Consider the following 23,182-nt stretch of genomic DNA (forward strand, 5'->3'; position numbering starts at 1 on the left):
CGGGGTACCGGGGACGACCGGTACCCCGCTCTGGTCTGTGCGTGGTCGGGCCCTACGCGCTTCATAGGGCGTTTCGCTCGTCGCGGCGGTCGCCTGGGCCACGGGACGCGCGCCCGAGGACCGCGAGCGGATCTCGGCTGTTCTGTTCGGCGGGCTCCGGCCCGCCTGGCGACGTTGATCGCGTCGGTGTCAGGGGGAGGTCTTGTCGTCGCCCGCCGGGGGCTTGATCGGCTGGGTCGTCGAGGAACGGCGGTGGCGGGACGCCTTGCGGCGGCCCGCCACCAGGACGTCGTCGCCGCCCGGGTCTTCGGCCGGCTTGTTCTGGGTCGCCGGGGGCTCCGTCGCGGACGGCTCGGTCGCGGACGGCTCTGTCACGGCGGGCGGGTCGGAGGCGCGGGGCTTCGGGGTGCGGCGGGGCTTCTTCGGGGGCTTCAGTTCGGCCTGGCGGAGCGATTCCACGAAGCTCGCGGCGTCGTCCTCGTCGTCGTCGGCCGCGGCGCCCCGCAGGCGCTTGCCGATCACCCACTGGTCGAGGGTGAGGCGGCCGCCGCCGCCCGCGGCGAACACCAGGCTCGCCATGCCGAGGGCGAGGACGAGTTCGTAGCCGTTCCTGGCGGCTCCCTCGTCCACCATGAACAGGCCCTGGTCGGCGTGGACGAAGACGAACGCGCCCGCCATGTCGAGGAACAGCAGGGCGCCGGTGACCGGGAGGCCGAGCCCGACGATCAGCGCGGCCCCGCCGAGGAGCTCGACGAACGCGGAGTAGACGGCGGCGGCGGTGGGCAGCGGCACGCCGAGGCCGTCGAACGTGCGGCCGGTCGCGGTGATGCCCGCTTCGATCTTCTGCCAGCCGTGCGCCATGAACACGATGCCGACGCCGAGCCGCGCGAGGGCTGCCACGACGTCGTAGAACGGCCGAGAGCGCATGCCGTCGACTCCTTAGACACGGGGATGGGCCCGGTTTGCCGGAGAGTATGACGGCATGCCGGGAGATATCGCGAACGCCGCAGGTGAGACGATCACGTGGCAGGGCGCGGGATGCGATCGAGCGGGAGGCCGGGATGAAGAGCCACGAGTACGAAGTGTCGGTGACGTGGACGGGCGACACCGGGTCGGGGACGAGTTCGTACCGCGCCTACGAGCGGGCGCACGAGGTCGCGGCGGCGGGCAAGCCGCCGATCGCGGGCAGCGCCGACCCCGCCTTCCGCGGGGACCCGTCGCGGTGGAACCCGGAGGAGATGCTCGTCGCCTCCCTCTCGCAGTGCCACATGCTGTGGTTCCTCCACCTGTGCGCCGTGGAGAAGATCGTGGTGACCGGCTACGAGGACCGGGCGCGCGGCACCATGACCGAGACGCCGGACGGCGGCGGACGGTTCGCCGAGGTCGTCCTGCGCCCCCGGACGACCCTGGCCGACCCCGCGCAGGCCGGACGGGCCGCCGAGCTGCACGAGCGCGCCAACGAGCTGTGCTTCATCGCGAACTCGGTCAACTTCCCCGTCCGGCACGAGCCCGAGTTCGGGTAGAGCCCGGGCCGCAGCCGCAGCCGCAGCCGCAGCCGCAGCCGCAGCCTCAGTCGCAGAGCCGCGGGGCCGCTCAGCGGGTGCGGCCGCGCGGCTTCAGGCGGGTCGGGGGCGTCTCGGGGGCGGGCAGCCGGTCGCCGTGGTAGCCCTCGACCGTGCCGAACCGGTCGCCGGTCATCCAGTCCTCCCGCGCCTGGGCGATCTCCTCGCCGGCCCGCGCGACGAAGTTCCACCACATCACGAGCTTCTCCTCGAACGGCTCGCCGCCGAGCAGGAGGAAGGAGCCCGGTTCGTCGGCGCGGACCCGCAGCTCGCGGCGCCCGCAGCCGAGGTAGAGCATGGAGCCGGGCTCCAGCCGCTCGCTGTCGACCTCCAGGCGGCCGGACATGGTGAGCGCCGCGTACTCGAAGTCCGGATCGACCGGGATGCGCACGTCGGCGCCGTCGTCCAGGGTGATGTCCGCGCCCATGATGGGGGTGAACGTCGTGCCGGGGGAGGCGGCTCCGTCGAGTTCGCCCAGCAGGACCTTGGCGGTGAAGCCGGGCGCGGTCACCACCGGGAGGTCGGCGTGGAACTCCCACTTGGGGTCGGTGTGCCGGTGCCCGTCCGGTAGCGCGACCCACAGTTGAGCGCCGTGCAGGATCGGCGAGTGCGCGCGCGGGGACTCCTCCGAGTGCGCGATGGCCCGGCCGGCGGTCATCAGCCCGAGCTGCTTCGGACGGATCGTCTGCAGGCTGCCGAGGCTGTCGCGGTGCAGGACCTCACCGCCGTGGAGCCAGCTCACCGTCTGCAGCCCGATGTGCGGGTGCGGCGGCACCTGCATACCGGGCTCGTCGGTGATGTCGTCCGGCCCGTAGTGGTCGACGAAGCACCACGCGCCCACCATGCGCCGTCCCAGGCTGGGCAGCAGCCTGCGGACGACCGTGCTCTCGCCCAGCGGAACCCGCCTCGGCGGCAGCAACTCGTGCACGGGCCGCGCCGTCACCTCGTCACGCCCGCCCGTCTGCACCGGCTTAGGCCGGACATCGAGATTGCTCACCGGAACCGTCCCCTCCCCGCAAAACCGTCCCTTAACGATGCCCTACGCGCCGCGCGGTTGAACCTGTGGAATTGGGCACCAGTGCACTGGGTTCTCCTGTATGTGATGCACGGTGAGTACAAGGTTCCCGGCGGCAAGCTCGTGGTCGCCGATGTCGACGTCGTTGACGGGCTCCTGCGCGCCCCAAGGATCAGTGGCGATTTCTTCCTCGAACCCGACGAGGCCCTGGACGCGATCAACGCCGTCCTGGACGGGCTGCCCGCCGGGCTGGACGCCAGGGCGATCGGTGTCCGCGTCCAGGCGGGGCTTCCGCGCGACACGGTGATGCTCGGCCTTTCCGCCGAGGCCGTGGGCATCGCGGTGCGGCGCGCGGTGGCGCGGGCGTCCGACTGGCGCGACCACGACTGGCGGCTGATCCACGAACCGCCGCAGGAGCCCGCCCTGCACATGGCGATCGACCAGGTGCTCGCCGAGGAGGTCGGCGCGGGCCGCCGCCCGCCGACGCTGCGGGTGTGGGAGTGGGCGTCGCCCGCCGTGGTCATCGGGAGCTTCCAGTCGCTGCGCAACGAGGTCGACGCGGAGGCGGCGCGGGAGCACGGCGTGGACGTGGTGCGCCGCATCAGCGGCGGCGGCGCGATGTTCATCGAGCCCGGCAACACCATCACGTACTCGCTGTACGCGCCGGAGACGCTGGTCGCGGGCATGTCGTTCGCCGAGAGCTACGCGTTCCTGGACGACTGGGTGCTGGGCGCGCTCGGCGAAGTCGGCATCAAGGCCTGGTACCAGCCGCTGAACGACATCACGTCCGACAACGGCAAGATCGCCGGCGCGGCGCAGAAGCGGCTCGTGTCCGGCGCGGTGCTGCACCACGTGACGATGGCCTACGACATCGACGCCGAGAAGATGCTGAAGGTGCTGCGGATCGGCCGGGAGAAGGTGTCCGACAAGGGCATCGCCAGCGCGGTGAAGCGGGTGGACCCGCTGCGGCGGCAGACCGGACTGCCCCGCGAGGAGATCATCGACCGCATGATCGCGCACTTCCGGGGGCGGTACGGGCTGACCCCCGACCGGGTGGGCGAGGACGAGATGCGGCTCGCCCGCAAGTACGTCACCGACAAGTTCAGCACCTCCGAGTGGACCGCGCGCGTCCCGTGACGCGCGGCGCGGCGGGCGGAACCCTGGGCGCCCGCCGTGCGTCCTCCTCTCAGGGCAGGTCGCGGGGCTGATGCGGCACGCCATAGGTTGGTCACCGTCGGCCGATGATGAGGAGCGTTCATGTCGATGCAGAAGGGTGCCAACACCGCGGTGCCCGTCCCCTCGGTGCGGGTCGAGCTGGGCTGGCAGGCCGGTCCCGGCGTGCCGGACGCGGACGCGTCGGCGCTCCTGGTGACCGAGAGCGGCCGCGTGCGCTCGGACGACGACTTCGTGTTCTACAACCAGCCGGCGCACGGCTCCGGCGCCGTCCGGCACGACGGCAAGCAGCAGGGGCCGACGGTGCTGGACGTCCTGTCGGTCGACCTGAACCGGGTCGAGCCCGCCATCGACAAGATCGTCATCGCGGCGTCCTCCGACGGCGGGACGTTCGGCCAGTTCCAGGGCCTGTACGTGCGCATCGTGGACGCGGCGGGCGGCGCGGAGGTCGCGCGGTTCGACAGCCAGGGCGCGACGTCGGAGACGGCGTTCGTCCTCGGCGAGCTGTACCGGCGTCAGGGCGCGTGGAAGTTCCGCGCGGTCGGCCAGGGCTACGACTCGGGCCTCGCCGGCCTGGCCACCGACTATGGCATCTCGGTCGACGACCCCGGCCAGGCGGCGCCCCCGCCGCCGGCCCCGCCCCAGCCCGCGCAGCCGCAGGCACCGGCGCAGCCGCAGTACGCGCCCCCGCCGCCTCCGCCCGGCGGCCAGTACGTCCCGCCGCCGCCGGGAGGCCAGTACACGCCGCCGCCACCTCCCGGCCAGTACGCGCCGCCCCCGCCTCCCGGGCAGTACGCGCCCCCGCCTCCTCCGGGAGGCCAGTACGCGCCGCCTCCGCCCGGCCAGTACGCGCCTCCGCCCCCGCCCGCCGGGGCGGCGCCGCAGCAGCAGGGCGGCAAGATCTCCCTGACCAAGAACGCGCCGTCGGTGTCGCTCACCAAGCACGGTGCGACCGGCGGCCACATGCGCGTCAACCTCAACTGGACCGCCCGTGAGGGCGTCGCCAAGGGGCGCCTCGGCAAGCGCCGCCGCGGCGTCGACCTCGACCTCGACCTGTGCTGCCTCTGGGAGCTGCAGGACGGCCGCAAGGGCATCATCCACGCGATCGGCGACATGGGCGCCCTGGAGCGCGCGCCGTTCATCAAGCTCGACAAGGACGACCGCACCGGCGCCATCGAGTCGGGCGAGAACCTCCACATCAACCTCGACCACACCAAGGACTTCAAGCGCATCCTGGTGTTCGCCGAGATCTACGACGGCGCCGACGACTTCCGCGGCCTGGACGCGATCGCCACGCTGTTCCCGGTGGGCGCGCCGCCGATCGACATGCGGATGGACGACTGCGTGGACGCCTCCCGCGACGCCGTCCTGGCGCTCATCGAGAACGTGAACGGCGAGCTGGTCGTCCGCCGCGAGGGACGCTTCATCCTGCCGCCGCCCGGCCGCCCGCGCTGGGGGAAGATGGCCGTCGACCAGGCCTACGCCTGGAACCTGGAGTGGGTCGCCTCCCGCGGCAAGGACTGAGTCCACCCGCCGCGGGCGCGCATGTGGTCGGAACGGGTCCGGAACGTTGGCTGATGCTGCCGATTGTGCCGGGCCCGCCGGCGGCGGTAGGAACGATCACATGAGCACTCAGCCCCATCCGGTCGTTCCCGCGCCCCGTTTCGACGTCCCGGCGGCGGAGGCGGCGCGGCGCGCCGAGGCGTTCGCCGACACGATGGCGCTGCGCCGCACGGTGCGGGACTTCTCCTCGCGCCCGGTGCCGCCGGACGTCGTCGAGCACGCGATCCGTGCCGCGGCGACGGCGCCGAGCGGCGCGAACCTGCAGCCGTGGCGGTTCGTCGTCATCACCGACGCCGAGCGCAAGAAGCGGCTCCGGGAGGCGGCGGAGCGGGAGGAGCGCGAGTTCTACGAGCGGCGCGCGTCCCAGGAGTGGCTGGACGCGCTGGCACCGCTGGGCACCGACTGGCGCAAGCCGTTCCTGGAGGACGCGCCGGCGGTCATCGTCGTCTTCGAAGTGCACAAGGGCCCGGATACGCCTCGCCCTTACTACGTCAAGGAGTCCGTTGGCATCGCGGTGGGGTTCCTTTTGGCGGGGCTGCACCAGGCGGGGCTGGCGACCCTCACGCATACGCCGAGCCCCATGCGCTTCTTGAACGAGGTGTGCGAGCGTCCGCAGGAGGAGCGCGCGTACGTCGTGATCCCCGTCGGCTACCCGGCGGACGACGCGATGGTGCCCGACATCGCCCGCAAGCCGGTGGACGAGGTCATCGTGCGTCTGTGACCGGCGCTCACGCGGCCTTGAGGTGGTCCGCGAGCTTCTTGTCGTGGGCCACCCGCACCAGGGCGGCGGTGAAGCGGGCCAGGTCCTTGTCGGTGACCTTCTCGGCGAGCTCGCCGGGGTCGGTGGGCAGCCCGATCCGTTCGGCGCCCTTCTTCACCTGGTCGTCGATGTGGGGGCGCAGCCACGGCCAGATGGCCTGGGCCTCGCGGCAGAAGATGTCCACGCCGGTGGGGCCGACGCCGGGGAACTCCTGGAGCAGGTCGGCGGCCTTCTTCGGGTCGCGCTCGGCCGCGATGGCGAGGCGCCTCAGGTCGCCCTTGTACTTGTCCTGGACGAGGTCGGCGGTGTCGCCGAGGCGGGACGCGGTGCTCTCGTCGTAGCGGACGTAGTGGCCGCGTCCGAGCGCGTCCACCCGCTCCTGCCACGACATCCGGGCCATCCCGCGGGCGGTTCCGCCGCCGGCCTCGAACAGTTCGCGGGCGGCGGACACCGCGATCTCGGACGAGATGCGCGCGCTCAGCAGGTTGGCCAGGACGAGCAGCTTGAACAGCGCGGCCGGCTGGTCCTTCAGCGTGATGCCCGCCTCTTCGGCGAACGTCCGGCCGGACTCGCGCAACAGGTTCTTCACAACGGCATCCATGGCATGTACCTCCCGTGGATGGCGCTTACCCGGCCGGACGGGGATGACTCCTGGACGGTGCCCGTGCAGGGGTCTGTACGGGCGTCACAGAAGGCTGAGTTGGCCTTCCCCTGCGAGCGGGTCACGGTGCTTCTTCAGGTGCCGCCAGCGGGGGAGGTCGTCCAGGTACGACCATGACATCCGGTGGTGCGGTGTGGGGCCGTGCTCCTCCAGCGCCTTCTGGTGGACGGGCGACGGGTAGCCCGCACTGTCCGCGAACCCGTAACCGGGGAACTCGCCGTCCAGCTCCGCCATCAGCCGGTCACGGTGGACCTTCGCCAGGACGGACGCTGCCGCGACCGTGACCGACCTTTGGTCGGCCTTGACCTCGCACCGGACGCGCCAGGGGCGGCCCAGGAAGTCGTGCTTGCCGTCGAGGAGGACGATGTCGGGCCGTTCGGGCAGCGCCTCCAGCGCGCGGACGGCGGCGCGCCGCAGCGCCTCCGTCATGCCGACCTCGTCGATCTCCTCGGGAGGCGACGCGCCGATCGCGTGCCCCGCGAGCCAGCCCGGCAGCAGGTCGGCGAACGACTCGCGGTGCGCCTCGGTGAGCAGTTTCGAGTCGGTCAGCGCGATGGTCTTCTTGCCCCGGCCGGGCACGGCCGGCGGCGGGCTGAGGTCGGTGACGGCGGCGCACACCACGACGGGGCCCGCCCATGCGCCGCGCCCGACCTCGTCCACCCCGGCGATCCGGAGCGGCCCGTCCTTGCCGGACGGTGCGGCGCGGAGCTCGTCCTCGATCTCGTAGCCCGCGACGCGCGGGATCCCGCGCGGACCGTGCGGGCCGTCGCCGGGGGCGGGGTCGAATCCGGGCAGGGCGCCGGTGGGGTCGGTCAAGGAGGCTCCTCAGGAATGCATGAACGCCGCGATCGCGTGGCCGAGCCGTTCCCCGTCGTCCTCCTGGAGGAAGTGGCCCGCGCCGTCGATCGTAGGGTGCTCGACGCCCTGCGCGCCCGGAACCAGCTGCTTGAACAGCGGTGCCATCGCCCCGGTGATGGGGTCCTTGTCGCTGAAGGCCACCAGGAACGGCTTGTCCCACGCGCGCAGGACGTCCCACGCGTCGCGGTTGGGCTGCGCCTCGGGGTCGTCGGGTTCGGCCGGGACGAGGGCGGGCATGGCGCGCGGCCCCGCCTTGTACGACTCGTCCGGGAAGGGCGCGTCGTAGGCGGCGCGCACGTCGTCGGCCAGCGCCGTGCGGCATCCGGCGGCGATGTTGCGGGCGATGTCGAACTCGGGTGCGGTCCGGACGGACTGGCGGAATTTCAGCCAAGTCTCCGGCATCGGGAAATCGCCCGTGGGAAGCCCGGTGTTGGCGACGACGACACGGGAGAAGCGGTCCGGGTGGGCGGTCACCAGGCGCAGGCCGATGAGGCCGCCCCAGTCCTGCCCGACGAGCGTCACGTCCTGGAGGCCGAGGGCGTCGAACACCAGCGCGCGCGTCCACTCGATGTGACGGGCGTAGGTGTGGTCGGTCATCTCGGCGGGCTTGTCGGAGCGGCCGAAACCGACCAGGTCGGGCACGACCACGCGCAGCCCTGCGTCCGCCAAGACCCGCATGACGCGGCGGTAGAGGAACGACCAGCTCGGCTCACCGTGCAGGCACAGCACTACGGGACCGTCGGACGGGCCCGCCTCGACATAGGCCATCCGCAGGGTTCCGTCACCGTCCTGGGCCGGGACGTCCGCGTAGCGGGGCTCGTAAGGGAAGTCGGGGAGTTGCGTGAAGCGTTCTTCTGGCGTGCGCAGGATCCGCATGGGCCTCATCATGGCAGCGCCGCCGCGGCTGGTCTCAGCGGTACGCACGCGCTGCGGCGTTACGAATTCGGCCGGTGTCGGCTGAAGAATCAGACCCGCACTTTTGGACAGTACAAATGTCCTGGTCTCGGTACCGAGGTGCGTTCGGCCGCGCCCAGGCAGGCCGTACGAGAGGCAACGTTCCCCGCACGGGGAGTCCCGTTCCGGGCGGTCCTGCGCTTTACTCGCTCTTGATGGCTTTGTTCGGCAGGTCTCGCTCCCGCCCGGCGAAGGACGCCGCGGCGCGGGATCTTTTCGAGCGCCTGCGGGTGCGCTACTTCCAGATCACCCCCGGGCTGCGGTTCCTGGGCGGCCTGCTGCTGATGGCTCTGGTCCTGGCCGGCACCGTCCTGCTGGAGGGGCCGGTCCTTGGCGTGGCGGTGGGCGCGATCGTGCTGCTGGTCGTCGTCCACCTGACGCTGCGTTCGCCCACGGGCATGGCGGTCATCGCGGTCATCGCGTCCTGGCTCGCGCTGTTGGTTCCCTTGGGCAGGCTTTACCCGGACGGCGAGCACCCTGCGTACCTGAGCCCCACGCTGCTTCTGGCGGTGCTCGCCGTGCCCGTCGCGGTGGTCGCCTTCCGCCTGCGCGGGTACACGCCCTGGCGCACGACCCTGCTCACGCTGGCCACCGCAGGGGTGGCCACGGCGGCGGTAGCCCAGCCGCTGCCGGAGGCGAGCGCGGCGCCCGGCTGGGCCGCCGCCCTGGCCGTCCTCGCCTACCGCTGGGACCGGGCCCGCCGCACGGTGCCCGCCGAGGCCTACGAGACCGGCTGGGTCCAGGAACAGGCGAGCTCGGAGGGGGACGCCATGCCGCCCGCCCCGCGCAAGAACCCGTCCACTCCGGACAAGCCCGACAAGAAGGACCGGCCGAGCAGGCCCGACCGCCGTGCACCGGCGGACGACCCCGCCGCGGCCGCGCAACCGGCCGCACAGGCCGCCGCGCAGGCCGCCGAGGCCGCACCGGCCCCGGAGCGGCAGGCGCCGCCGGAGCGCCGCACGGACGCCGCGCCGGACATCTCCGTCGCCGACGCGCTCGCCGAGCTGGAGAACATGATCGGGCTGGAGCCGGTCAAGCGGCAGGTCCGCTCCATCGCCGCGTCCATCGAGGCGGCGCACCTGCGGGCCGCCGCCGGCGTCCCCACCGAGAAGCCGATGCGGCACTTCGTCTTCGTCGGCCCGCCGGGCACCGGCAAGACGACCGTCGCGCGCGTCCTCGCCAAGATCTTCTACGCGTTCGGGCTGCTGCCGGAGCCTGCCCTGGTCGAGGCCCAGCGCGCCGACCTCGTCGGCGAGTTCCTCGGCGCCACGGCGCTCAAGACCAACCGGCTCGTCGACTCCGCCCTCGGCGGCGTCCTGTTCATCGACGAGGCGTACGGCCTGGTCAACTCCGCCGAGGGGCAGCCCGACCGCTTCGGCGACGAGGCCGTCCAGACGCTGCTCAAGCGGGCCGAGGACGACCGCGACAACCTGGTCGTCATCCTCGCCGGCTACGACGCGCAGATGGCCGAGTTCCTCGACTCCAACCCCGGCCTGGCCTCGCGCTTCGGCACGCGCGTGCACTTCCCGTCCTACCGGCCGTCCGAGCTGCTGCGGATCGCCGACTACCACACCGGGCTCCGCGAGGACCGGCTCGACCCGGAGGCCCGGCGGCGGCTCGCCGCGCGCTTCGAGGAGGTCGAGCGGCGCGGCATCATCGACGAACTGGGCAACGGGCGGTTCGTTCGGTCGCTGACTGAGGCGGCGGCGCGCGCGCGGGACGTCCGTGTCGTGGACGCGGCCTCCGCGTCCGCCGCGCCCGCCCGACCCAGCGCCGACGACCTGGTCACCCTCCGCGCGGAGGACGTGGAGACCGCGTTCGCCGAGGTCACCGAGCGGTACCGCGGCTACGCCGAGACGCCCACGCTGGACGAGGCGCTCGGCTCGCTCGACGCGATGATCGGGCTCGAACCGGTGAAGCGGCAGGTCCGGGAGATCGCCGCCCAGCTCCAGGTGGCGCGGATGCGGCAGGAGCAGGGCCTCGTCACCCGCCCGCCGACCCGCCACTTCGTCTTCACCGGCCCGCCCGGGACCGGCAAGACCACCGTGGCGCGCGTGCTCGGCCGCATCTTCGCCGCGGCCGGGCTCCTCGCGCGTCCCGAGGTGGTCGAGGCCCAGCGCGCCGACCTCGTCGGCGAGCACCTCGGCGCGACGGCCCTCAAGACGAACAAGGTCGTCGATTCGGCGCTCGGCGGGGTCCTGTTCGTCGACGAGGCGTACGCGCTGAGCAACCCGGGGTACGGCGGCGGCGACGCGTTCGGCGCCGAGGCGGTGCAGACCCTGCTCAAGCGCGCCGAGGACGACCGCGACCGGCTCGTCGTCGTCCTCGCCGGCTACGACGCCGACATGGACCGGTTCCTGGCGTCCAACCCGGGGCTCGCCTCGCGGTTCGACGTGCGCGTGGAGTTCCCCTCCTACGGGCCGGACGAGCTGCTCCGCATCGCCCAGCTCATCGCCGAGCAGGGCGGCGACCGCTGGGACGACGGCGCCCTGGACGACCTCGCCCTCGTCTTCCAGCGCGTCTGCGGCACGGGCCGGATCGACGAGTTCGGCAACGGCCGCTTCGCCCGCTCCATCTACGAGAAGGCGTGCGCGTGCCGGGCGCTGCGCGCGGCGGAGCTCGGCGACCGCGCCACCGCCGACGACCTCACGCTCCTCACCCCCGCCGACGTGCGCAACGCGTTCGCCGACCTCGCCCACCGCCTGGCATGAGGTAGACGGACGGTTCTGTCCGCGGCCTGCGATGTAATCGGGGCATGACAGCGGTGACGTGGGCCCAGGTTCTCGCCTGGCGGATGCGGCGGCAGTACATCGAGCCCCAGGGCGAGGCGTCGGCGGTGGACGTCGCACGCCGGCTGGCGGGCGTCCAGGCGCAGGTGGCGTCGGCCGCGGAACTCGCCGTCGCGCTGCGGCAGCGGAACCCTGAACGAGACGCAGTGGCCAAGGCGCTCCTGGACGAGCGGACCCTCGTCAAGACGTGGGCCATGCGCGGCACCCTGCATCTCCTGCCCGCCGATGTGGCCGCCGCCTACCTCGCGCTGTGCTCCACTACCCGCCATTGGGAGAAGCCCAGTTGGCAGAAGACTTTCGGTGCCACGCCCGCCGACCTGGAGGCTCTCGCAGAGGCGGCCACTGCCGCGCTGGCCGGCGGTGAGGTGCTGACACGGGAGGAACTCACCGAAGCCGTCATCGACAAGACCGGCTCACGGCATCTCGCCGAAGTGCTGGGGTCGGGCTGGGGCGTCCTGCTCAAGCCCCTGGCGTGGTGGGGCGTGCTGTGCCACGGCCCGGCGCAGGGTACGCGCGTCACGTTCGCCGCACCGGAACGATGGCTGCCGGGCTGGACGGGCCTCCCGCCGCTGGACGAAGCCGCCCGGACCGTCGTCCACGCCTACCTCGCCGCGCACGGGCCGGCGACACCCGAGATGTTCGACAACTGGCTCATGCGCAAGGCGAGCCGCAAGAAGGACGTCAAGAGCTGGTTCGCCGCAGCGGAGGACGGCCTGTCCACGGTGGAGGTGGACGGCGTCCAGATGTTCGTACTGGCCGAGCACCGCGACGAACTGCTCGCCACCGAGCCCAGCACGTCGGTCCGGCTGCTGGGTGCGTTCGACCAGTACGTCCTAGGGGCGGGCACAGGGGCGACCTACCTCGTCCCGACGGAGCATCGCGGCAAGGTGAGCCGCACGGCCGGCTGGATCTCCCCGGTGGTCCTGCATGAGGGCCGCGTGGTGGGCGTCTGGGAAGTGCAGGACGGCGATGTGGCCGTGACCACCTTCGAAGACGTCCCGCCTGGGCCGCTCAAGGACGAGATCGGCCGCGTGGGTCCGTTGGTCTCCTGAACAGGGCCGGACGCAGGGCACGCTGCGGCGATCGTCTAGGGTGCCGTTCGTGGACGAGCGGGAGGTGCCGGTCGAGTACCGGCAGACGCGGTACAAGGCGCCCGACGGCGCGACCGAGATTCTTCTGGTCAGGCACGGCGCGTCGGCACCGGCGCGCGCCGACCGGTCGTTCCCCCTCGTGGACGGCCACGCCGACCCGGAACTGGCCCCCGAAGGGCGCGAGCAGGCCGAGCGCGTCGGCGAGCGCCTCGCGGAGGAGAAGCTCGACGCCCTCTACGTGACGTCCCTGCGCCGCACGGCGGAGACGGCGGCGCCCCTGGCGCGCCGCCTCGGCCTGGAGCCGCGCGTCGAGGCGGGCCTGCGCGAGGTCCACCTCGGGGAGTGGGAGGGCGGCCTGTTCCGCCAGAAGGTCGCCGAGAACGACCCGGTGGCGCAGCGGATGTTCGCCGAGGAGCGGTGGGACGTCATCCCCGGCGCGGAATCCGGCGCCGCCTTCGCCGCGCGCGTCGAGGAGAGCCTCACCCGGCTCGCGGCGGCGCACGCCGGCGGCCGGATCGCCGTGTTCACCCACGGCGGCGTCATCGCGCAGGCGCTCGCCGCCGCGACCGGCGCCCGGCCGTTCGCGTTCCTCGCCCCCGACAACGCCTCGATCTCCCTGCTGGTGCGCCTCGGGGACCTGACGTCCGTCCGCGGCTTCAACGACGTCTCCCACCTGGACTGGTCCGCCCCGGCCCCGCTGACCTAGCCTCTGGCTCGCTGACCTAGCCCTGAGCAGGGCGGTCTAGAGGCGGAAGCGGACCTGCTGGCCCGGACGGAGTTGAGCCGCGTCCGGGACGGCGTCCGAGACGAGCACCGCGATCACCGGGTAGCCGCCGGTGGGCGGATGGTCGGCCAGGAAGATGATGGGCAGCCCGCTGGGCGGCACCTGGACCGACCCCGTGACCATCCCCTCGCTGCCCAGTTCGCCGTCGCGCGCGCGGACGAGGGGAGGCCCGTCCAACCGGACCCCTACGCGGTTGCTGTCCGGCGACACCGTGTAAGGCGTGGACGTCAGCGCGGCCAGCGCGTCGTCGGTGAACCAGTCGTCGCGCGGACCGGGCAGTGCCCGGAGCACGGGTGTGTCCGGCATGGCCGGTGCTGGAGCGACGTCCACGCCGATGTCGGCGAGGCCCTCGGTGGGGCCGACCAGTAGTTGGTCTCCCGGCGAAAGCGGGGCCGGGCCCAGGCCGGACAGAAGGTCGGTCGACCGGCTTCCAAGAACCCGATCGACGGCGACACCACCGCGCACGGCGACATAGCTGCGGAGCCCCGACGAAGGCGGGCCGACCTCCACCGTTCCGCCGTCCGGCACGAAGCACGGTGCGTTCGTGCCATGGGCGCGGTCGCCGATGAGGACGGGCGCAGGGGCGCCCGTGACCGCGATCCAGGCGCGCCTGTGGAAGCGCAGTGCGGCGCTGCCGAAGGTGAGTTCGACGCCCGCCGCCCCCTCGGGGTTGCCGACGAGCCGGTTGGCGAGCCGCAGCGCGCGCTCGTCGGCCGCCCCGGACCGCGGGACGCCGAGATGGGCGCGGCCGGGCCGGCCGAGATCCTGCACGGTCGCCAGCGGACCGGGCCGCACGACCTCGATCAAGAACACTCCTCGGGGACGAAGCGGACGCGCGTGCCCGGCCGGAGCAGCGACGGCGGGTCGCGCGTGACGTCCCACAGCCGCAGCCCGCTGTGCCCGAGCAGCCGCCACCCGCCCGGCGACCGGGACGGGTAGACCGCCGCGTACGGTCCCGCGATCGCCACCGACCCGGCCGGGACCGCCGTCCGCGGTGACTCGCGGCGCGCCACGTGCAGCGCCGGGTCGAGGCCCGTCAGGTAGCCGAAGCCGGGGGAGAAGCCGAGGTAGGCGACCGTGTAGGCGCTTCCGGCGTGCCGCCGGACGACCTCCTCCCGCGACAGCCCGGTGAGGCGGGCGACCTCGTCGAGGTCCTCGCCGTCGTAGACCACGGGGATCTCCACCGGGGCGGCGTCGCCCTCCACGTCGTCGGGCAGCGGCAGGTGCGGGAGGCGCGCCGCGAGGCGGTCCAGGTCGGCCGACGGGTCGGCCATCACGAGGACGGTCTGCTCGCCGGGCACCACATCGACGACGCCCGGCGGCGGGTCGTCCCGGAGGGCGGCGTTGAGGCGGTGGGCGGTGGCCAGGTCGCCGGTCTCCACGAGCAGGGCCGCGTCACCCGCCCGCAGCACCTTCACGCGAACGACTCCAGCGCGACGCCCGCGCCGGACAGCGCCGACCGGACGGACTGGGCGAGGGACACCGCCCCCGGTGTGTCGCCGTGTACGCAGATGGAACGGGCCTTGAGGGAGACCTCACTGCCGTCGACCGCGACGACGGTTCCGTCCACGGCCATCCTGACCGCGCGCTGCACGACGGCGTCTTCGTCATGGACGACGGCACCCGGCTCACGGCGGGACACCAGCCCGCCGGACGGCGTGTAGGCGCGGTCGGCGAAGCACTCCGCGACCACGGTCAGCCCTTCGGCGACCCCGTGCACCGCAGAGCCGGGGAGGGTCAGCAGCGGCAGCGACGGATCGTACGCCCTCACCGCCTCCGCCACCGCGCCCGCCTGCACGGGGTCGCGGCTGACGCGGTTGTAGAGCGCGCCGTGCGGCTTCACGTAGGCCACACGCCCGCCTTCCGCGCGCGCGATGCCGTCCAAGGCGGCGATCTGGTACAGCACCTCGGCGGTCAGCTCGGGCGCGGCCACGTCCATCTCGCGGCGCCCGAAACCGGCCAGGTCCCGGTACGACACCTGCGCGCCGATCGTCACCCCGCGCGCCACGGCGGCGGCGCACACCCGCCGCATGATCAGCGGGTCGCCCGCATGGAACCCGCACGCCACGTTCGCGCTCGTGATCACGTCGAGCAGCGCCAGGTCGTCGCCCAGCTCCCAGATGCCGAACCCCTCGCCGAGGTCGGCGTTGATGTCGATGACCGCCATGTCCAAGACCTACCACCGATCCCGCGTCACTGACCGAGCGCACCCGCCGCCGGGCTCAGACGGGCTCCTCGTGCAGGTCCTCGACCTCGTGCCGGGACGCCCACGCCTGGTACACGCCGCGGTCGAACAGCTCCAGACCGAGACCCTCCGCCACGGGGGCCTTACCGCCGCAGTACTCCACCCGGAGCCAGCCGTCATGCTCGCCGAGCACCACGAAGGGTTCGCCGCGCCACGTGCAATGCGTGGTCACGTACTGCAGGCGGTCGACGTCGGCCAGGGGCACCACCTGGACGAACCGGTCCGGTGAGACCTGGCGGAAGCCGTCCGTGTGCCTCGCCGTGTACAGCCGCACCTGCTCGCCGTCGGGACTGGCCTCGTACTCGCCGCCGCGCCAGCTCGCGTAGAACCCGTGCCGGATGCTCATCCCCGCCCTCCCGGCAGCTTCACCAGCCACCTGCGCAGATCGGCGTCGTACCCCGCGACCAGGGTCTCGGCGCCGCGCGCGTCCAGCCGGTACAGCCCGGCGCCGTGCGGCAGCCGCTGGCTCTCGATCTTGAACTCCGGGATGGCCGGGCCCTCGCCGGGCGCGTACCCCGACCCGGGGAACGGCGCCCGCTCGATCACCCAGCCGCCCGGGATGATGCCCATGCTCCACTCGTCGATCCCGCCGAGGGGGCGCCGGAACAGCGCCGGCTTCACCGCCGGCCACCGGATCATGAAGACCTGCTCGTCCGCGTGCGTGAAGGGCGACCCCTCGTACACGAGCCCGAGCGCCCGGATCATCGCGGCGGGGGACCGGATCTCCCGCACGTCCTGCAGGCGGTGGACGTAACCGGCGACAAGGTCGTAGCCGCCCTCCAGGTAGTGCTGCACATGCTCGGGCCGCACCACCTTCTGCATCATCACCACCTGGGACGGAGTCTCGGGGGACGCGTCCTTCCCGGCCTGTGGTGCGGCAGTGGCCTCCTCCTGCGTGAGGACGGGCTCCTGCTTGGGGGCGGGCTCTGGCTTGGGGGCGGGTTCGTCGCGGCGTCCCTTGCCCTGGCCGTAGAGCGGCGCGACCGGGAGGCCGTGCGGGTCGCTCGGCGTCTCGCGTGCCGGCGATATCGGCGGGGCAGGCGGCCTGGCGACCGGCTGGGCGGCAGGGGGCGGCGGCGCGGCGGCCGCCGCGGGGCGCTGCGCGGGCGCCGGGGGACGCGGGGCCGGGGGCGCGGGCGGGGCGGGAGGCGGCGGGGCCGCCGTCGGGGCGGCCGACGGGGCCGGGGCGGCGGGAGCCGGAGGCCGGGCCGCGCGGACGGGCGGCCGCGGCGCACCGGCGGCGCGGGACGGGCCTGTGGGCGCCTCTGGCGGCGCACCGGCCGCGGCCGGTGCCTGCGGACGGCTCCGCGCCGGTTCGGGGCTCTGCGGCGCCTTGGCGGCCTGCGGTCGTGGCGGACGGAGGTCGGTGCGGGTGTCGGTGCGCGACGCGGCGTCGCGGGCCCGGCGGCGGGACGCGGGCCCCGCCACATGGACGTCCGTGGGCGCCGGCGGCGTCGGGGTGGCGGGCCTGCGCGGCTCCTCGGGTTCGAGGAGCGCCTTGGCGTCCAGGTAGGAGGCGCTGGGCAGGCCGGGGTTCACGGCGAGCTGCCACTCGGGGTGCGGCCAGCGCCGGGCGAGCTCGGCCAGCGTCGCCTCGCGGTGGTGGACGGCCTGGCCCTGCAGGGAGCGGTCCATGGCGCCGGGCGAGGTGAACGCCAGGACGAACGTGCCGTCCCCGAACTGGGCCGTGGCGAACTGGTGCCCGGCCGCGCCCGGTTCACCCGGCGCGGGCAGGTAGAGGGTCGCGCGCGCGAGGAGCTCCAGGTAGCCGTGCTGGTCGCCGCGCTCCCGGGCGTCGGTGAGGGCGTCCTCCAGGGCGGAGCCGGACGGCCGCGCGGGACGGGCGGAGGACGCGGCACGCCGCGCCTCGTCCTCGGGCACGGCCAGCGGGATGCCGAGGCCGGGCAGGGCCAGCGGCCCGCCGTCCGGCCCGGCCTTGCTCGCCTGGTAGACCAGCTCCAGCGGGGACTCGATGCCGTACACGTCGCGGAAGGCGCCCACCATCTGCCCGGCGAGCAGCGCGCACGCCTCCAGGTGCTCGGCCGAGGTGCGGCCGCCGCGGTCGCGCCAGGTGTACCGGTCCCACCAGTTCTTGCGCTCCTCCCCGTCCGGGGACTCCCAGCCGAGCGCGCTGAGCCGCCGCTCCTGCCGCGGAGCCAGCGGGCGGGGCAGGAACGCGCTGCCGACGGCCTCCGCGTCCAGCACGCCCTCGGAGCGCATCGCCTGCGCATAGGGCAGCCCGCTCGGCCCCTGCACGATGAGGAACGACTTGACCGGCAGCCGTGAAAGCTCCAGCGTCAGCCGTTTGGCGAAGTCGTTCCAGTCCACTCGGGATCCACTTTCACGTCCGCGGGGGCGAGGATGCCGTACTTGACGGTAGCCGAACGGTGCGTCACTCGGTCCAGGGTGCCGGGACGGCGTCGGCCCTTACCTGGGTCCAGACGCCGCCTATGGCGTCGTACACCGCGAGCGGTGTCTCGTCACCGTCACCGGCCGTCCGCCAGAGCCGGGTGCCGTGGGGCAGCCGCATGGGGGCGCCCGCAGGGCGCGGCTCAGGGGAGGGCGGCGTGCTCGGCGCGCGGTTCGCGGGCTGCTCCGGCGCCGGGCGGGGAGCCGGCGGCGGATCGCTGCGCGGCTGGTCCTGGGGCCGCTGCTCCACTGGGGGCTGAACGTCCGGTGCACGGTCGTCGGACGGCTTGTCCACCGGCTGGTCCGCCGGCCTGTCCGCGGGCTTGTCCGTCGGTGCGCCGAGTGGAGGCGCGGCCGGTGCCGGTTCGCGTGCCTCGGGCTCGGCCGTGCCCGCCGCCAGCGCCGCCCGCAGATCGTCCACCGTGTACGGGTCGATCGCCGTATGCGAGTCGTCGTAGGAGTCGCGCGGGTCGTCCGCACTGGGCAGGTCGGGGACGGAACCGTTCAGGCCCGGGACGGAGCCGTTCAGCCCCGGCACCGAACCGTTCAGACCGGGGGCCGAGCCACCGGCGACGGGGTTCGGCCCGGAGAGCGCGGTGGGATCGACCCTCCCGTACGGGTTGGACGGCTCCTCCGGGGCGGCGGGAGGCGTTTCCGGCCCGCCGCTCAGCCGGACGAGGGCGGACGAGTCGAGCAGCACCTCGCTGGGCAGCCCCCAGTTGATCGCCACCCGCCACGCCGGGTCCGGCCAGCCGGACGCCAGCCGCGCGAAGGTGGTGCGCCGGTACAGCCCGGGATGGCGGTCGCCGGTGCGCGCGAGGGCGCCCGGCGAGGTGAACACGGTGACGTGGGTGTCGCCGCCGATGGTGATGGTGGGGAACTCGGCGCGGTCGGGGTCCTCCACGGCGGAGGCGGTCGCGGGGAGCACGAGGTCGGCGCTCTCCAGCAGCCTGAAGTAGGTGGTGTTGTCCCCGTTCGCCTTGGCCTCGGCCAGGCGGGGCTCCAGCAGGTCGGCCTCCGCGCTCGGCAGCCCGTCCGTCGGCAGCGGCAGCGGCGTCCCCGCCGGGGGCAGGCCGGCCGGCTGCGCGCCGGCCTCGGGCAGGACCCCGCCGGACGCGGCGCGCCGCTTGTTCACCCTGGACGGGTCGGCGACGTCGATACCGAACCCGACGAGCTCGATGAGGCCCGTCCCGTGCCGGTGGAACGACTCGTAGACGAGGTCGGACGGGCGCCGGACGCCCTGGACGTCGCGCAGGGCCGTGACCATCACGTCGGCCAGCCGCGAGTAGTCGCCGTCCGTCACGCCGAGCATCCCGCCGGGGGCGCCGGCCTCGGGCAGCTCCGTCCACCAGTTGCGCGGCGCGGGGTCGGCGGGCGGGCGCCAGCCCGCGTCGCTCATGACCTCCTCGTCGGCCACCGTGAGAAGCAGCGGCCCGTCGAGGAAGTTGTTGCTCACGGCCTCGGCGTAGAGCCGGTCGGGCTCGCGCATGGCCTGGACGTAGTGACGGCTCTCCTCCCGCTCGCGCACGATGAGGATCGTGTCGCGCTCGAGCCCCGCCAGCTCACGTCCCAGCCGCCGGGCGAACTCGGACCACTCCAACAAGATCACTCCCTACGACCGGGGGCCGGCCCCCGGGCCCCGGAGACCCCGCGAGACCATGCCCGGGTCCCGATGATTGTCGTCGGGGACGCCGCGCGCAAACCGGGAGTTCACTCGGGCGGGGGTTCGTGACGAAGCACACGCAGCGCGTCGCGGAGCGCCTCCGGGGCGTGCCCGAAGCGGTCGAGGACGGCGATCAGCCTGTGCAGGATCTCGTGCCGTTCGTAGCCGACGTCCAGCAGCGCCTGGGCGGTCGTCCACAGCTGCGGGGGCCGGCCGTCCCACAGCCGCGCGGCGAGGCGCTCGTGCGCGTCGAGGTGGGCCTCGTCGGCGCCGGGATGCTCGAACTCCAGGATCGCGCGGCGGTCGTCCGGGTCGGACGGATCGAGTTTCGACAGGTCGATGAAGCCGTGCCGGCCCGACTGCCGGTGGGTGCCCGACAGGAACGGCATCGCGAACGCGCGGCGCGGCAGTGCCTCCAGGTCGCCGTCGGGCAGCAGCCGCTTGACGAGGTCGCGGTCGAGGCCGAACGCGGCCGGGTCGCGGTAGGCGTCGGCGAACTTCGCGGTGGCGTCCCACAGGGCGTCCAAGGTGGCCCTGATGCCCTCCTCCGGAAGACCCGTTCGCCGCCCCGCCCAGCGGACCCAGGCCCCCAGCACGTGCGGGACAGCCTCTTGTTCCGACGGGGACAGCAGAACCTTCCTCGGCAGCCAGTCGAGCAGGAACATCTCGCATTTGACGGGGGAGACCCGCAGCGGCCGGCCGAAGTCGTGGGTGCAGCCGTAGTCGATGATCCGGTCCACGCACCGGCTCGCCGCGGACAGGTCGGACAGCTCCTCCGCCTCGTCCGAGGCGAGGAACCGGGCCGCGATCGTGGCGCGCCTGTCCCGGCCGTACACCGGCGGCTGGGGCAGCCGCCCGCCGGGCGGAAGGATGTCCACGCGCGCGCGGACGAACGCGTGGTAAGTGCCGAAGGTGTCGTTCACCGGCGGGTCGTCGATGCCGTCCGTGAGCTCCAGGGCGCTCCGCAGCAGCGCCGCGGTGTCGCGGAGGTCGAGCTCCTCGAACCGCATCAGCGGGTTGTCGCGGCCGTCGCGGCGGCACCGGTCGAGGAGCGCGTCGACCCGCGAGGAGACCCAGGCGTCCCTGACCATGCCGCTCACCGGCGGCGCGGCCGGCGCGGCGGAGGCGAACGGGTCGCCGGACGGCAGGACGGCCCCGGCCTTGGTGCGGTCGACCACGATGACCAGGGCGTGCCGTTCGGCGCCGCCGTAGGTGTAGGTGCAGATGATGGAGTCCTGGTCGCCGTAGACGTCCCGGGAGACGAAGCACCCCTCCGGCTCCACCATCCCCACGCGGTCGGCCCATCCCGGCCGCGGGACGCCGCCGGCCATCAGCTCCAGGGCAGCGCGCTCGGCCTTGGCCGCCTGCCGGGGCGTGCCCATGTAGGCCATCCCGGTCAGCAGGGCCAGCGCGGCGGGCGTGGCGGCGGCCCTGGCGTGGTCGACCAGCGCCTCGCCGATGACCTCCTCGACGTCGCCGTCCGGGAGCCGGTGCCCCCACCAGGAGCCGAGGATCTCGCTGACGATCAGTTCCGCGTCCAGGGGGCTGCGCACGGCGAGGAGTTCGCGCGCGTGCTGCAGCATGCCGTCGAAGATGGCCGAGACCTCGTCCGGGGTGGTGTGGCCGTCCCGGGCCGGGTCCCCGGAGGAGCTGTTGCGGCTGCGGGGACTCACCCTTCTAGCCTCTCAGATCGCGCGCGCACGTTGGCCGGGACACGGCCGAATACCGGCGGGATCCGCGCCCTTTCCGCGTCGGCCGCTCAGCCGTCCACCCCTCCGCCGGGAGTGCGCCCGGACGGAGGCTCCGACTTCAGCACGCCGGTGAGGTGCTCACGCGCCATCCGCTCCACGCTGTCGGGCGTGGCGTCCAGCCCCAGGTGGTCCATGCATGCCTGGACGTCGTCCACGCACCGCCGGACCGCGTCCGAGGGGAAGGTGGTGAACTCGTCGCACAGGCGCCGTGCGAGCGCGTCGCGTGTCTCGATTTGGTGATCGGTCAGTGCAGGCATCTTGCGCACACCTCCGGGCACGGGGTTCCGGCAGGCGGGGCGCCGCCGGCTGAGGCGAAGCGCGGCACGGACCGGCCCCGGCGGGGGGATTCCGTGGAAACCCCGCCTCGATGTCCCATTTCAGCGCTTTCACGGGAAGAGTCAAGACATGCCGGGGGTGGCGTTCGGCAAATTCTGGACGGCCCTCAGGTGCCCTCTCGGTGCCGCCCTTGCGATCCGGCGCCCTGCGGCTCATCGCCGCGCGTCCGGGCATCGGCCCAGGCGGCGTGGTGGCGCGCCGCCCAGCCGCGGTCCACCCGCCCTGTCAGCATCCCGGTGAGCGCGTCACGGTCCCGTAGCGCCTCCCACAGGTGCCCGGCCGTCACCACGACGACGACGAGGAAGAGCCAGTCGTGGACGAACGTGGCTCCCGTCCGCCACCGGTCGCCCCACGGGTCCGGGAACGTCATGATCTCGCCGGTGCCGAGCATGACCAGGATTGCGCCCGCCGTGAACGCCGCGTTGAGCTTCTGCCCGGCGTTGAACTTGCCCACCGGCAGGACGCCCCGCCCGCCCTGCACGGCCCTCCGGTCGCTGCGTCTGAGCCATTCCCAGTCGTGCGGGGCGAATCTGTTCAACCGCCCGAGGTCGGCCCTGAACGCGCGTGACAGCAGGCCCAGCACGATCGGCACGGGCAGCGCGAACCCGCACCACACGTGGACGGTCTTGACCATTTCCCTGCGGCCCACCAGCGTCGACAGGACCGGCAGGTAGAGCAGTGCCGCGGTCAGCAGGCAGACGAGCATCAAGAGCGCGGTCGCATGGTGTATCGACCGCTCCGCCCGCGTGAACCGCAGCAGCCAACGCGACGCACCCGCCTCTGGGGTCTCCTCGTGCCCGCGCGTGTCATGTCGGTGCATCGTTACGCCCGTTCGACCGTCCGACCCAGGCGTCCACGTCGTAACCGAGGTTCTCCCAGTAGCCGGGCTCCACCTTGTCGGTCAGTTCGATGCCGCTGAGCCACTTCAGCGACTTGTAGCCGTACATGGGCGCCACGTAGAGGCGCGTCGGGCCGCCGTGATCGTGGGTCACCGGCTTGCCGTCCATCTGGGTCGCGACAAGGACGTCCCTACGGCGTGCCTGTTCCAGCGTGAGCGACTCGGTGTAGACGCCGTCGAACGACGTGAACCGCACTGCTCGGGCCTGCGGTGACACACCGACCGCGTCCAGCAGATCGGGCAGGGCGACTCCCACCCAGTGCACATCCGGTACCCGCCAGCCCGTCACGCATTGGAAATCGCGGTCGATGACCGTCTGGGGAAGCCGGGCCAGATCAGCCAGCCGGAACGCCTGCGGCTTGTTGACGAGGCCACTAACGGTCACGCGGTGGGTCGCGGCGCTGTGCCGCTTCACACCGTCCGTGACGGAGTAGTAGCGAAAACCGCCTGCGGCAGGCAGGACGTCCCCGATCGGGCCGACCGGCGCCAGCGTCCGGCTCACCTTGTCCTGGACCGACGCTCCCACGGCGACTCCCGCGACGCCGAGGCCGAGCATCCCCAGCACGACCCGCCGCCCGACCGGGCTGCCCTGTGTCCGCTCCTCCTCGTTCACCACTTCATTCGAGCACCGCGCGGCCGCGCCTGCCAGGGCCGCGCCGCGCCCGTAAGA

At 73.4% G+C, this 23,182-nt stretch carries 22 protein-coding genes; 7 read left to right on the forward strand and 15 right to left on the reverse strand.

Going from position 1 to position 23,182, the window contains the following annotated elements; translation table 11 throughout:
• Positions 1-189 precede the first annotated feature (189 nt).
• Positions 190-927, reverse strand: a complete 738-nt coding sequence (locus tag ACGFI1_RS41855; protein ID WP_392793221.1) for a DoxX family protein — start codon at positions 925-927, stop codon at positions 190-192.
• Positions 928-1,061: 134 nt separating this feature from the next.
• Between ACGFI1_RS41855 and ACGFI1_RS41860 the strand changes: the two genes are divergently transcribed.
• Positions 1,062-1,523, forward strand: a complete 462-nt coding sequence (locus ACGFI1_RS41860) for an OsmC family protein (RefSeq protein WP_138642100.1) — start codon at positions 1,062-1,064, stop codon at positions 1,521-1,523.
• A 70-nt stretch (positions 1,524-1,593) separates the two neighbouring features.
• Here ACGFI1_RS41860 and ACGFI1_RS41865 read toward each other — a convergent pair whose 3' ends face one another.
• Positions 1,594-2,559, reverse strand: coding sequence for a pirin family protein (locus tag ACGFI1_RS41865; RefSeq protein WP_392793222.1), 966 nt, complete (start codon positions 2,557-2,559; stop codon positions 1,594-1,596).
• 105 nt (positions 2,560-2,664) lie between these two features.
• Between ACGFI1_RS41865 and ACGFI1_RS41870 the strand changes: the two genes are divergently transcribed.
• From ACGFI1_RS41870 to ACGFI1_RS41880, 3 genes are all read left to right on the forward strand, one after another.
• Complete coding sequence (locus ACGFI1_RS41870; RefSeq protein ID WP_386870954.1) at positions 2,665-3,714, forward strand: lipoate--protein ligase family protein; 1,050 nt, start codon at positions 2,665-2,667, stop codon at positions 3,712-3,714.
• A gap of 120 nt (positions 3,715-3,834) precedes the next feature.
• The gene (locus tag ACGFI1_RS41875) at positions 3,835-5,274 is read left to right on the forward strand and encodes a TerD family protein (RefSeq protein WP_392793224.1); all 1,440 of its coding nucleotides are present in this window, start codon (positions 3,835-3,837) and stop codon (positions 5,272-5,274) included.
• A 100-nt stretch (positions 5,275-5,374) separates the two neighbouring features.
• Complete coding sequence (locus ACGFI1_RS41880) at positions 5,375-6,034, forward strand: nitroreductase family protein (protein WP_392793226.1); 660 nt, start codon at positions 5,375-5,377, stop codon at positions 6,032-6,034.
• Between the two features lie 7 nt (positions 6,035-6,041).
• Here ACGFI1_RS41880 and ACGFI1_RS41885 read toward each other — a convergent pair whose 3' ends face one another.
• The 3 genes from ACGFI1_RS41885 to ACGFI1_RS41895 form a co-directional block, all read right to left on the reverse strand.
• Positions 6,042-6,674 (reverse strand): endonuclease, encoded by a 633-nt coding sequence (locus ACGFI1_RS41885; protein ID WP_386870960.1) that lies wholly within the window; start codon positions 6,672-6,674, stop codon positions 6,042-6,044.
• Between the two features lie 84 nt (positions 6,675-6,758).
• Positions 6,759-7,478, reverse strand: coding sequence for a ribonuclease HII (locus ACGFI1_RS41890; protein WP_392793317.1), 720 nt, complete (start codon positions 7,476-7,478; stop codon positions 6,759-6,761).
• 81 nt (positions 7,479-7,559) lie between these two features.
• Positions 7,560-8,468: a haloalkane dehalogenase gene (locus ACGFI1_RS41895; protein WP_392793227.1), complete on the reverse strand. Its 909-nt coding sequence runs from the start codon at positions 8,466-8,468 to the stop codon at positions 7,560-7,562.
• Positions 8,469-8,701: 233 nt separating this feature from the next.
• Between ACGFI1_RS41895 and ACGFI1_RS41900 the strand changes: the two genes are divergently transcribed.
• Genes ACGFI1_RS41900 through ACGFI1_RS41910 form a run of 3 tightly spaced genes read left to right on the forward strand, consistent with a single transcriptional unit; the run spans position 8,702 to position 13,132 of the window.
• A complete protein-coding gene (locus ACGFI1_RS41900) occupies positions 8,702-11,257 on the forward strand; it encodes an AAA family ATPase (protein ID WP_392793229.1) in 2,556 nt (851 codons plus the stop codon).
• Positions 11,258-11,301: 44 nt separating this feature from the next.
• Positions 11,302-12,387, forward strand: coding sequence for a winged helix DNA-binding domain-containing protein (locus ACGFI1_RS41905; RefSeq protein ID WP_392793230.1), 1,086 nt, complete (start codon positions 11,302-11,304; stop codon positions 12,385-12,387).
• Positions 12,388-12,436: 49 nt separating this feature from the next.
• Positions 12,437-13,132, forward strand: a complete 696-nt coding sequence (locus ACGFI1_RS41910) for a histidine phosphatase family protein (RefSeq protein WP_392793231.1) — start codon at positions 12,437-12,439, stop codon at positions 13,130-13,132.
• 36 nt (positions 13,133-13,168) lie between these two features.
• Here the strand turns inward: ACGFI1_RS41910 and ACGFI1_RS41915 are convergent, their stop codons facing one another.
• The 10 genes from ACGFI1_RS41915 to ACGFI1_RS41960 form a co-directional block, all read right to left on the reverse strand.
• Entirely contained in the window at positions 13,169-14,023 is an 855-nt protein-coding gene (locus ACGFI1_RS41915; RefSeq protein WP_392793232.1) for a 5-oxoprolinase subunit C family protein, read from the reverse strand.
• Entirely contained in the window at positions 14,014-14,628 is a 615-nt protein-coding gene (gene pxpB, locus ACGFI1_RS41920) for a 5-oxoprolinase subunit PxpB (RefSeq protein WP_392793233.1), read from the reverse strand. The genes ACGFI1_RS41915 and pxpB overlap by 10 nt, the downstream gene beginning before the upstream one ends.
• Positions 14,625-15,377 (reverse strand): LamB/YcsF family protein, encoded by a 753-nt coding sequence (locus ACGFI1_RS41925; protein WP_138640036.1) that lies wholly within the window; start codon positions 15,375-15,377, stop codon positions 14,625-14,627. The genes pxpB and ACGFI1_RS41925 overlap by 4 nt, the downstream gene beginning before the upstream one ends.
• A gap of 55 nt (positions 15,378-15,432) precedes the next feature.
• Entirely contained in the window at positions 15,433-15,801 is a 369-nt protein-coding gene (locus ACGFI1_RS41930) for a hypothetical protein (protein ID WP_138640037.1), read from the reverse strand.
• Positions 15,798-17,783, reverse strand: a complete 1,986-nt coding sequence (locus ACGFI1_RS41935; RefSeq protein ID WP_392793234.1) for an SseB family protein — start codon at positions 17,781-17,783, stop codon at positions 15,798-15,800. The genes ACGFI1_RS41930 and ACGFI1_RS41935 overlap by 4 nt, the downstream gene beginning before the upstream one ends.
• A gap of 64 nt (positions 17,784-17,847) precedes the next feature.
• Complete coding sequence (locus ACGFI1_RS41940; protein ID WP_392793236.1) at positions 17,848-19,467, reverse strand: TY-Chap domain-containing protein; 1,620 nt, start codon at positions 19,465-19,467, stop codon at positions 17,848-17,850.
• 107 nt (positions 19,468-19,574) lie between these two features.
• Positions 19,575-21,110: a hypothetical protein gene (locus tag ACGFI1_RS41945; protein ID WP_386871720.1), complete on the reverse strand. Its 1,536-nt coding sequence runs from the start codon at positions 21,108-21,110 to the stop codon at positions 19,575-19,577.
• Positions 21,111-21,286: 176 nt separating this feature from the next.
• On the reverse strand, positions 21,287-21,535 hold the full coding sequence (locus ACGFI1_RS41950; protein WP_386870976.1) for a hypothetical protein: 249 nt from the start codon (positions 21,533-21,535) through the stop codon (positions 21,287-21,289).
• 185 nt (positions 21,536-21,720) lie between these two features.
• The gene (locus tag ACGFI1_RS41955) at positions 21,721-22,434 is read right to left on the reverse strand and encodes a cytochrome b/b6 domain-containing protein (protein ID WP_387074342.1); all 714 of its coding nucleotides are present in this window, start codon (positions 22,432-22,434) and stop codon (positions 21,721-21,723) included.
• Positions 22,421-23,125: a molybdopterin-dependent oxidoreductase gene (locus tag ACGFI1_RS41960; RefSeq protein ID WP_392793238.1), complete on the reverse strand. Its 705-nt coding sequence runs from the start codon at positions 23,123-23,125 to the stop codon at positions 22,421-22,423. The genes ACGFI1_RS41955 and ACGFI1_RS41960 overlap by 14 nt, the downstream gene beginning before the upstream one ends.
• Between the last annotated feature and the right edge of the window lie 57 nt (positions 23,126-23,182).

It is taken from the genome of Actinomadura geliboluensis, assembly GCF_043197915.1.
GTDB lineage: Bacteria > Actinomycetota > Actinomycetes > Streptosporangiales > Streptosporangiaceae > Spirillospora > Spirillospora geliboluensis.

What these genes read in the sequence shown, in the direction of transcription:
- ACGFI1_RS41860 (WP_138642100.1), top strand. Translation starts at nt 1,062, where the DNA reads ATGAAGAGCCACGAGTACGAAGTGTCGGTGACGTGGACGGGCGACACC.
- ACGFI1_RS41945 (WP_386871720.1), bottom strand. Translation starts at nt 21,110, where the DNA reads ATGCTGCAGCACGCGCGCGAACTCCTCGCCGTGCGCAGCCCCCTGGAC.
- ACGFI1_RS41925 (WP_138640036.1), bottom strand. Translation starts at nt 15,377, where the DNA reads ATGGCGGTCATCGACATCAACGCCGACCTCGGCGAGGGGTTCGGCATC.
- ACGFI1_RS41880 (WP_392793226.1), top strand. Translation starts at nt 5,375, where the DNA reads ATGAGCACTCAGCCCCATCCGGTCGTTCCCGCGCCCCGTTTCGACGTC.
- ACGFI1_RS41950 (WP_386870976.1), bottom strand. Translation starts at nt 21,535, where the DNA reads ATGCCTGCACTGACCGATCACCAAATCGAGACACGCGACGCGCTCGCA.
- ACGFI1_RS41870 (WP_386870954.1), top strand. Translation starts at nt 2,665, where the DNA reads ATGCACGGTGAGTACAAGGTTCCCGGCGGCAAGCTCGTGGTCGCCGAT.
- ACGFI1_RS41875 (WP_392793224.1), top strand. Translation starts at nt 3,835, where the DNA reads ATGTCGATGCAGAAGGGTGCCAACACCGCGGTGCCCGTCCCCTCGGTG.
- ACGFI1_RS41955 (WP_387074342.1), bottom strand. Translation starts at nt 22,434, where the DNA reads ATGCACCGACATGACACGCGCGGGCACGAGGAGACCCCAGAGGCGGGT.
- ACGFI1_RS41855 (WP_392793221.1), bottom strand. Translation starts at nt 927, where the DNA reads ATGCGCTCTCGGCCGTTCTACGACGTCGTGGCAGCCCTCGCGCGGCTC.
- ACGFI1_RS41885 (WP_386870960.1), bottom strand. Translation starts at nt 6,674, where the DNA reads ATGGATGCCGTTGTGAAGAACCTGTTGCGCGAGTCCGGCCGGACGTTC.
- ACGFI1_RS41895 (WP_392793227.1), bottom strand. Translation starts at nt 8,468, where the DNA reads ATGCGGATCCTGCGCACGCCAGAAGAACGCTTCACGCAACTCCCCGAC.
- ACGFI1_RS41930 (WP_138640037.1), bottom strand. Translation starts at nt 15,801, where the DNA reads ATGAGCATCCGGCACGGGTTCTACGCGAGCTGGCGCGGCGGCGAGTAC.
- ACGFI1_RS41905 (WP_392793230.1), top strand. Translation starts at nt 11,302, where the DNA reads ATGACAGCGGTGACGTGGGCCCAGGTTCTCGCCTGGCGGATGCGGCGG.
- ACGFI1_RS41900 (WP_392793229.1), top strand. Translation starts at nt 8,702, where the DNA reads ATGGCTTTGTTCGGCAGGTCTCGCTCCCGCCCGGCGAAGGACGCCGCG.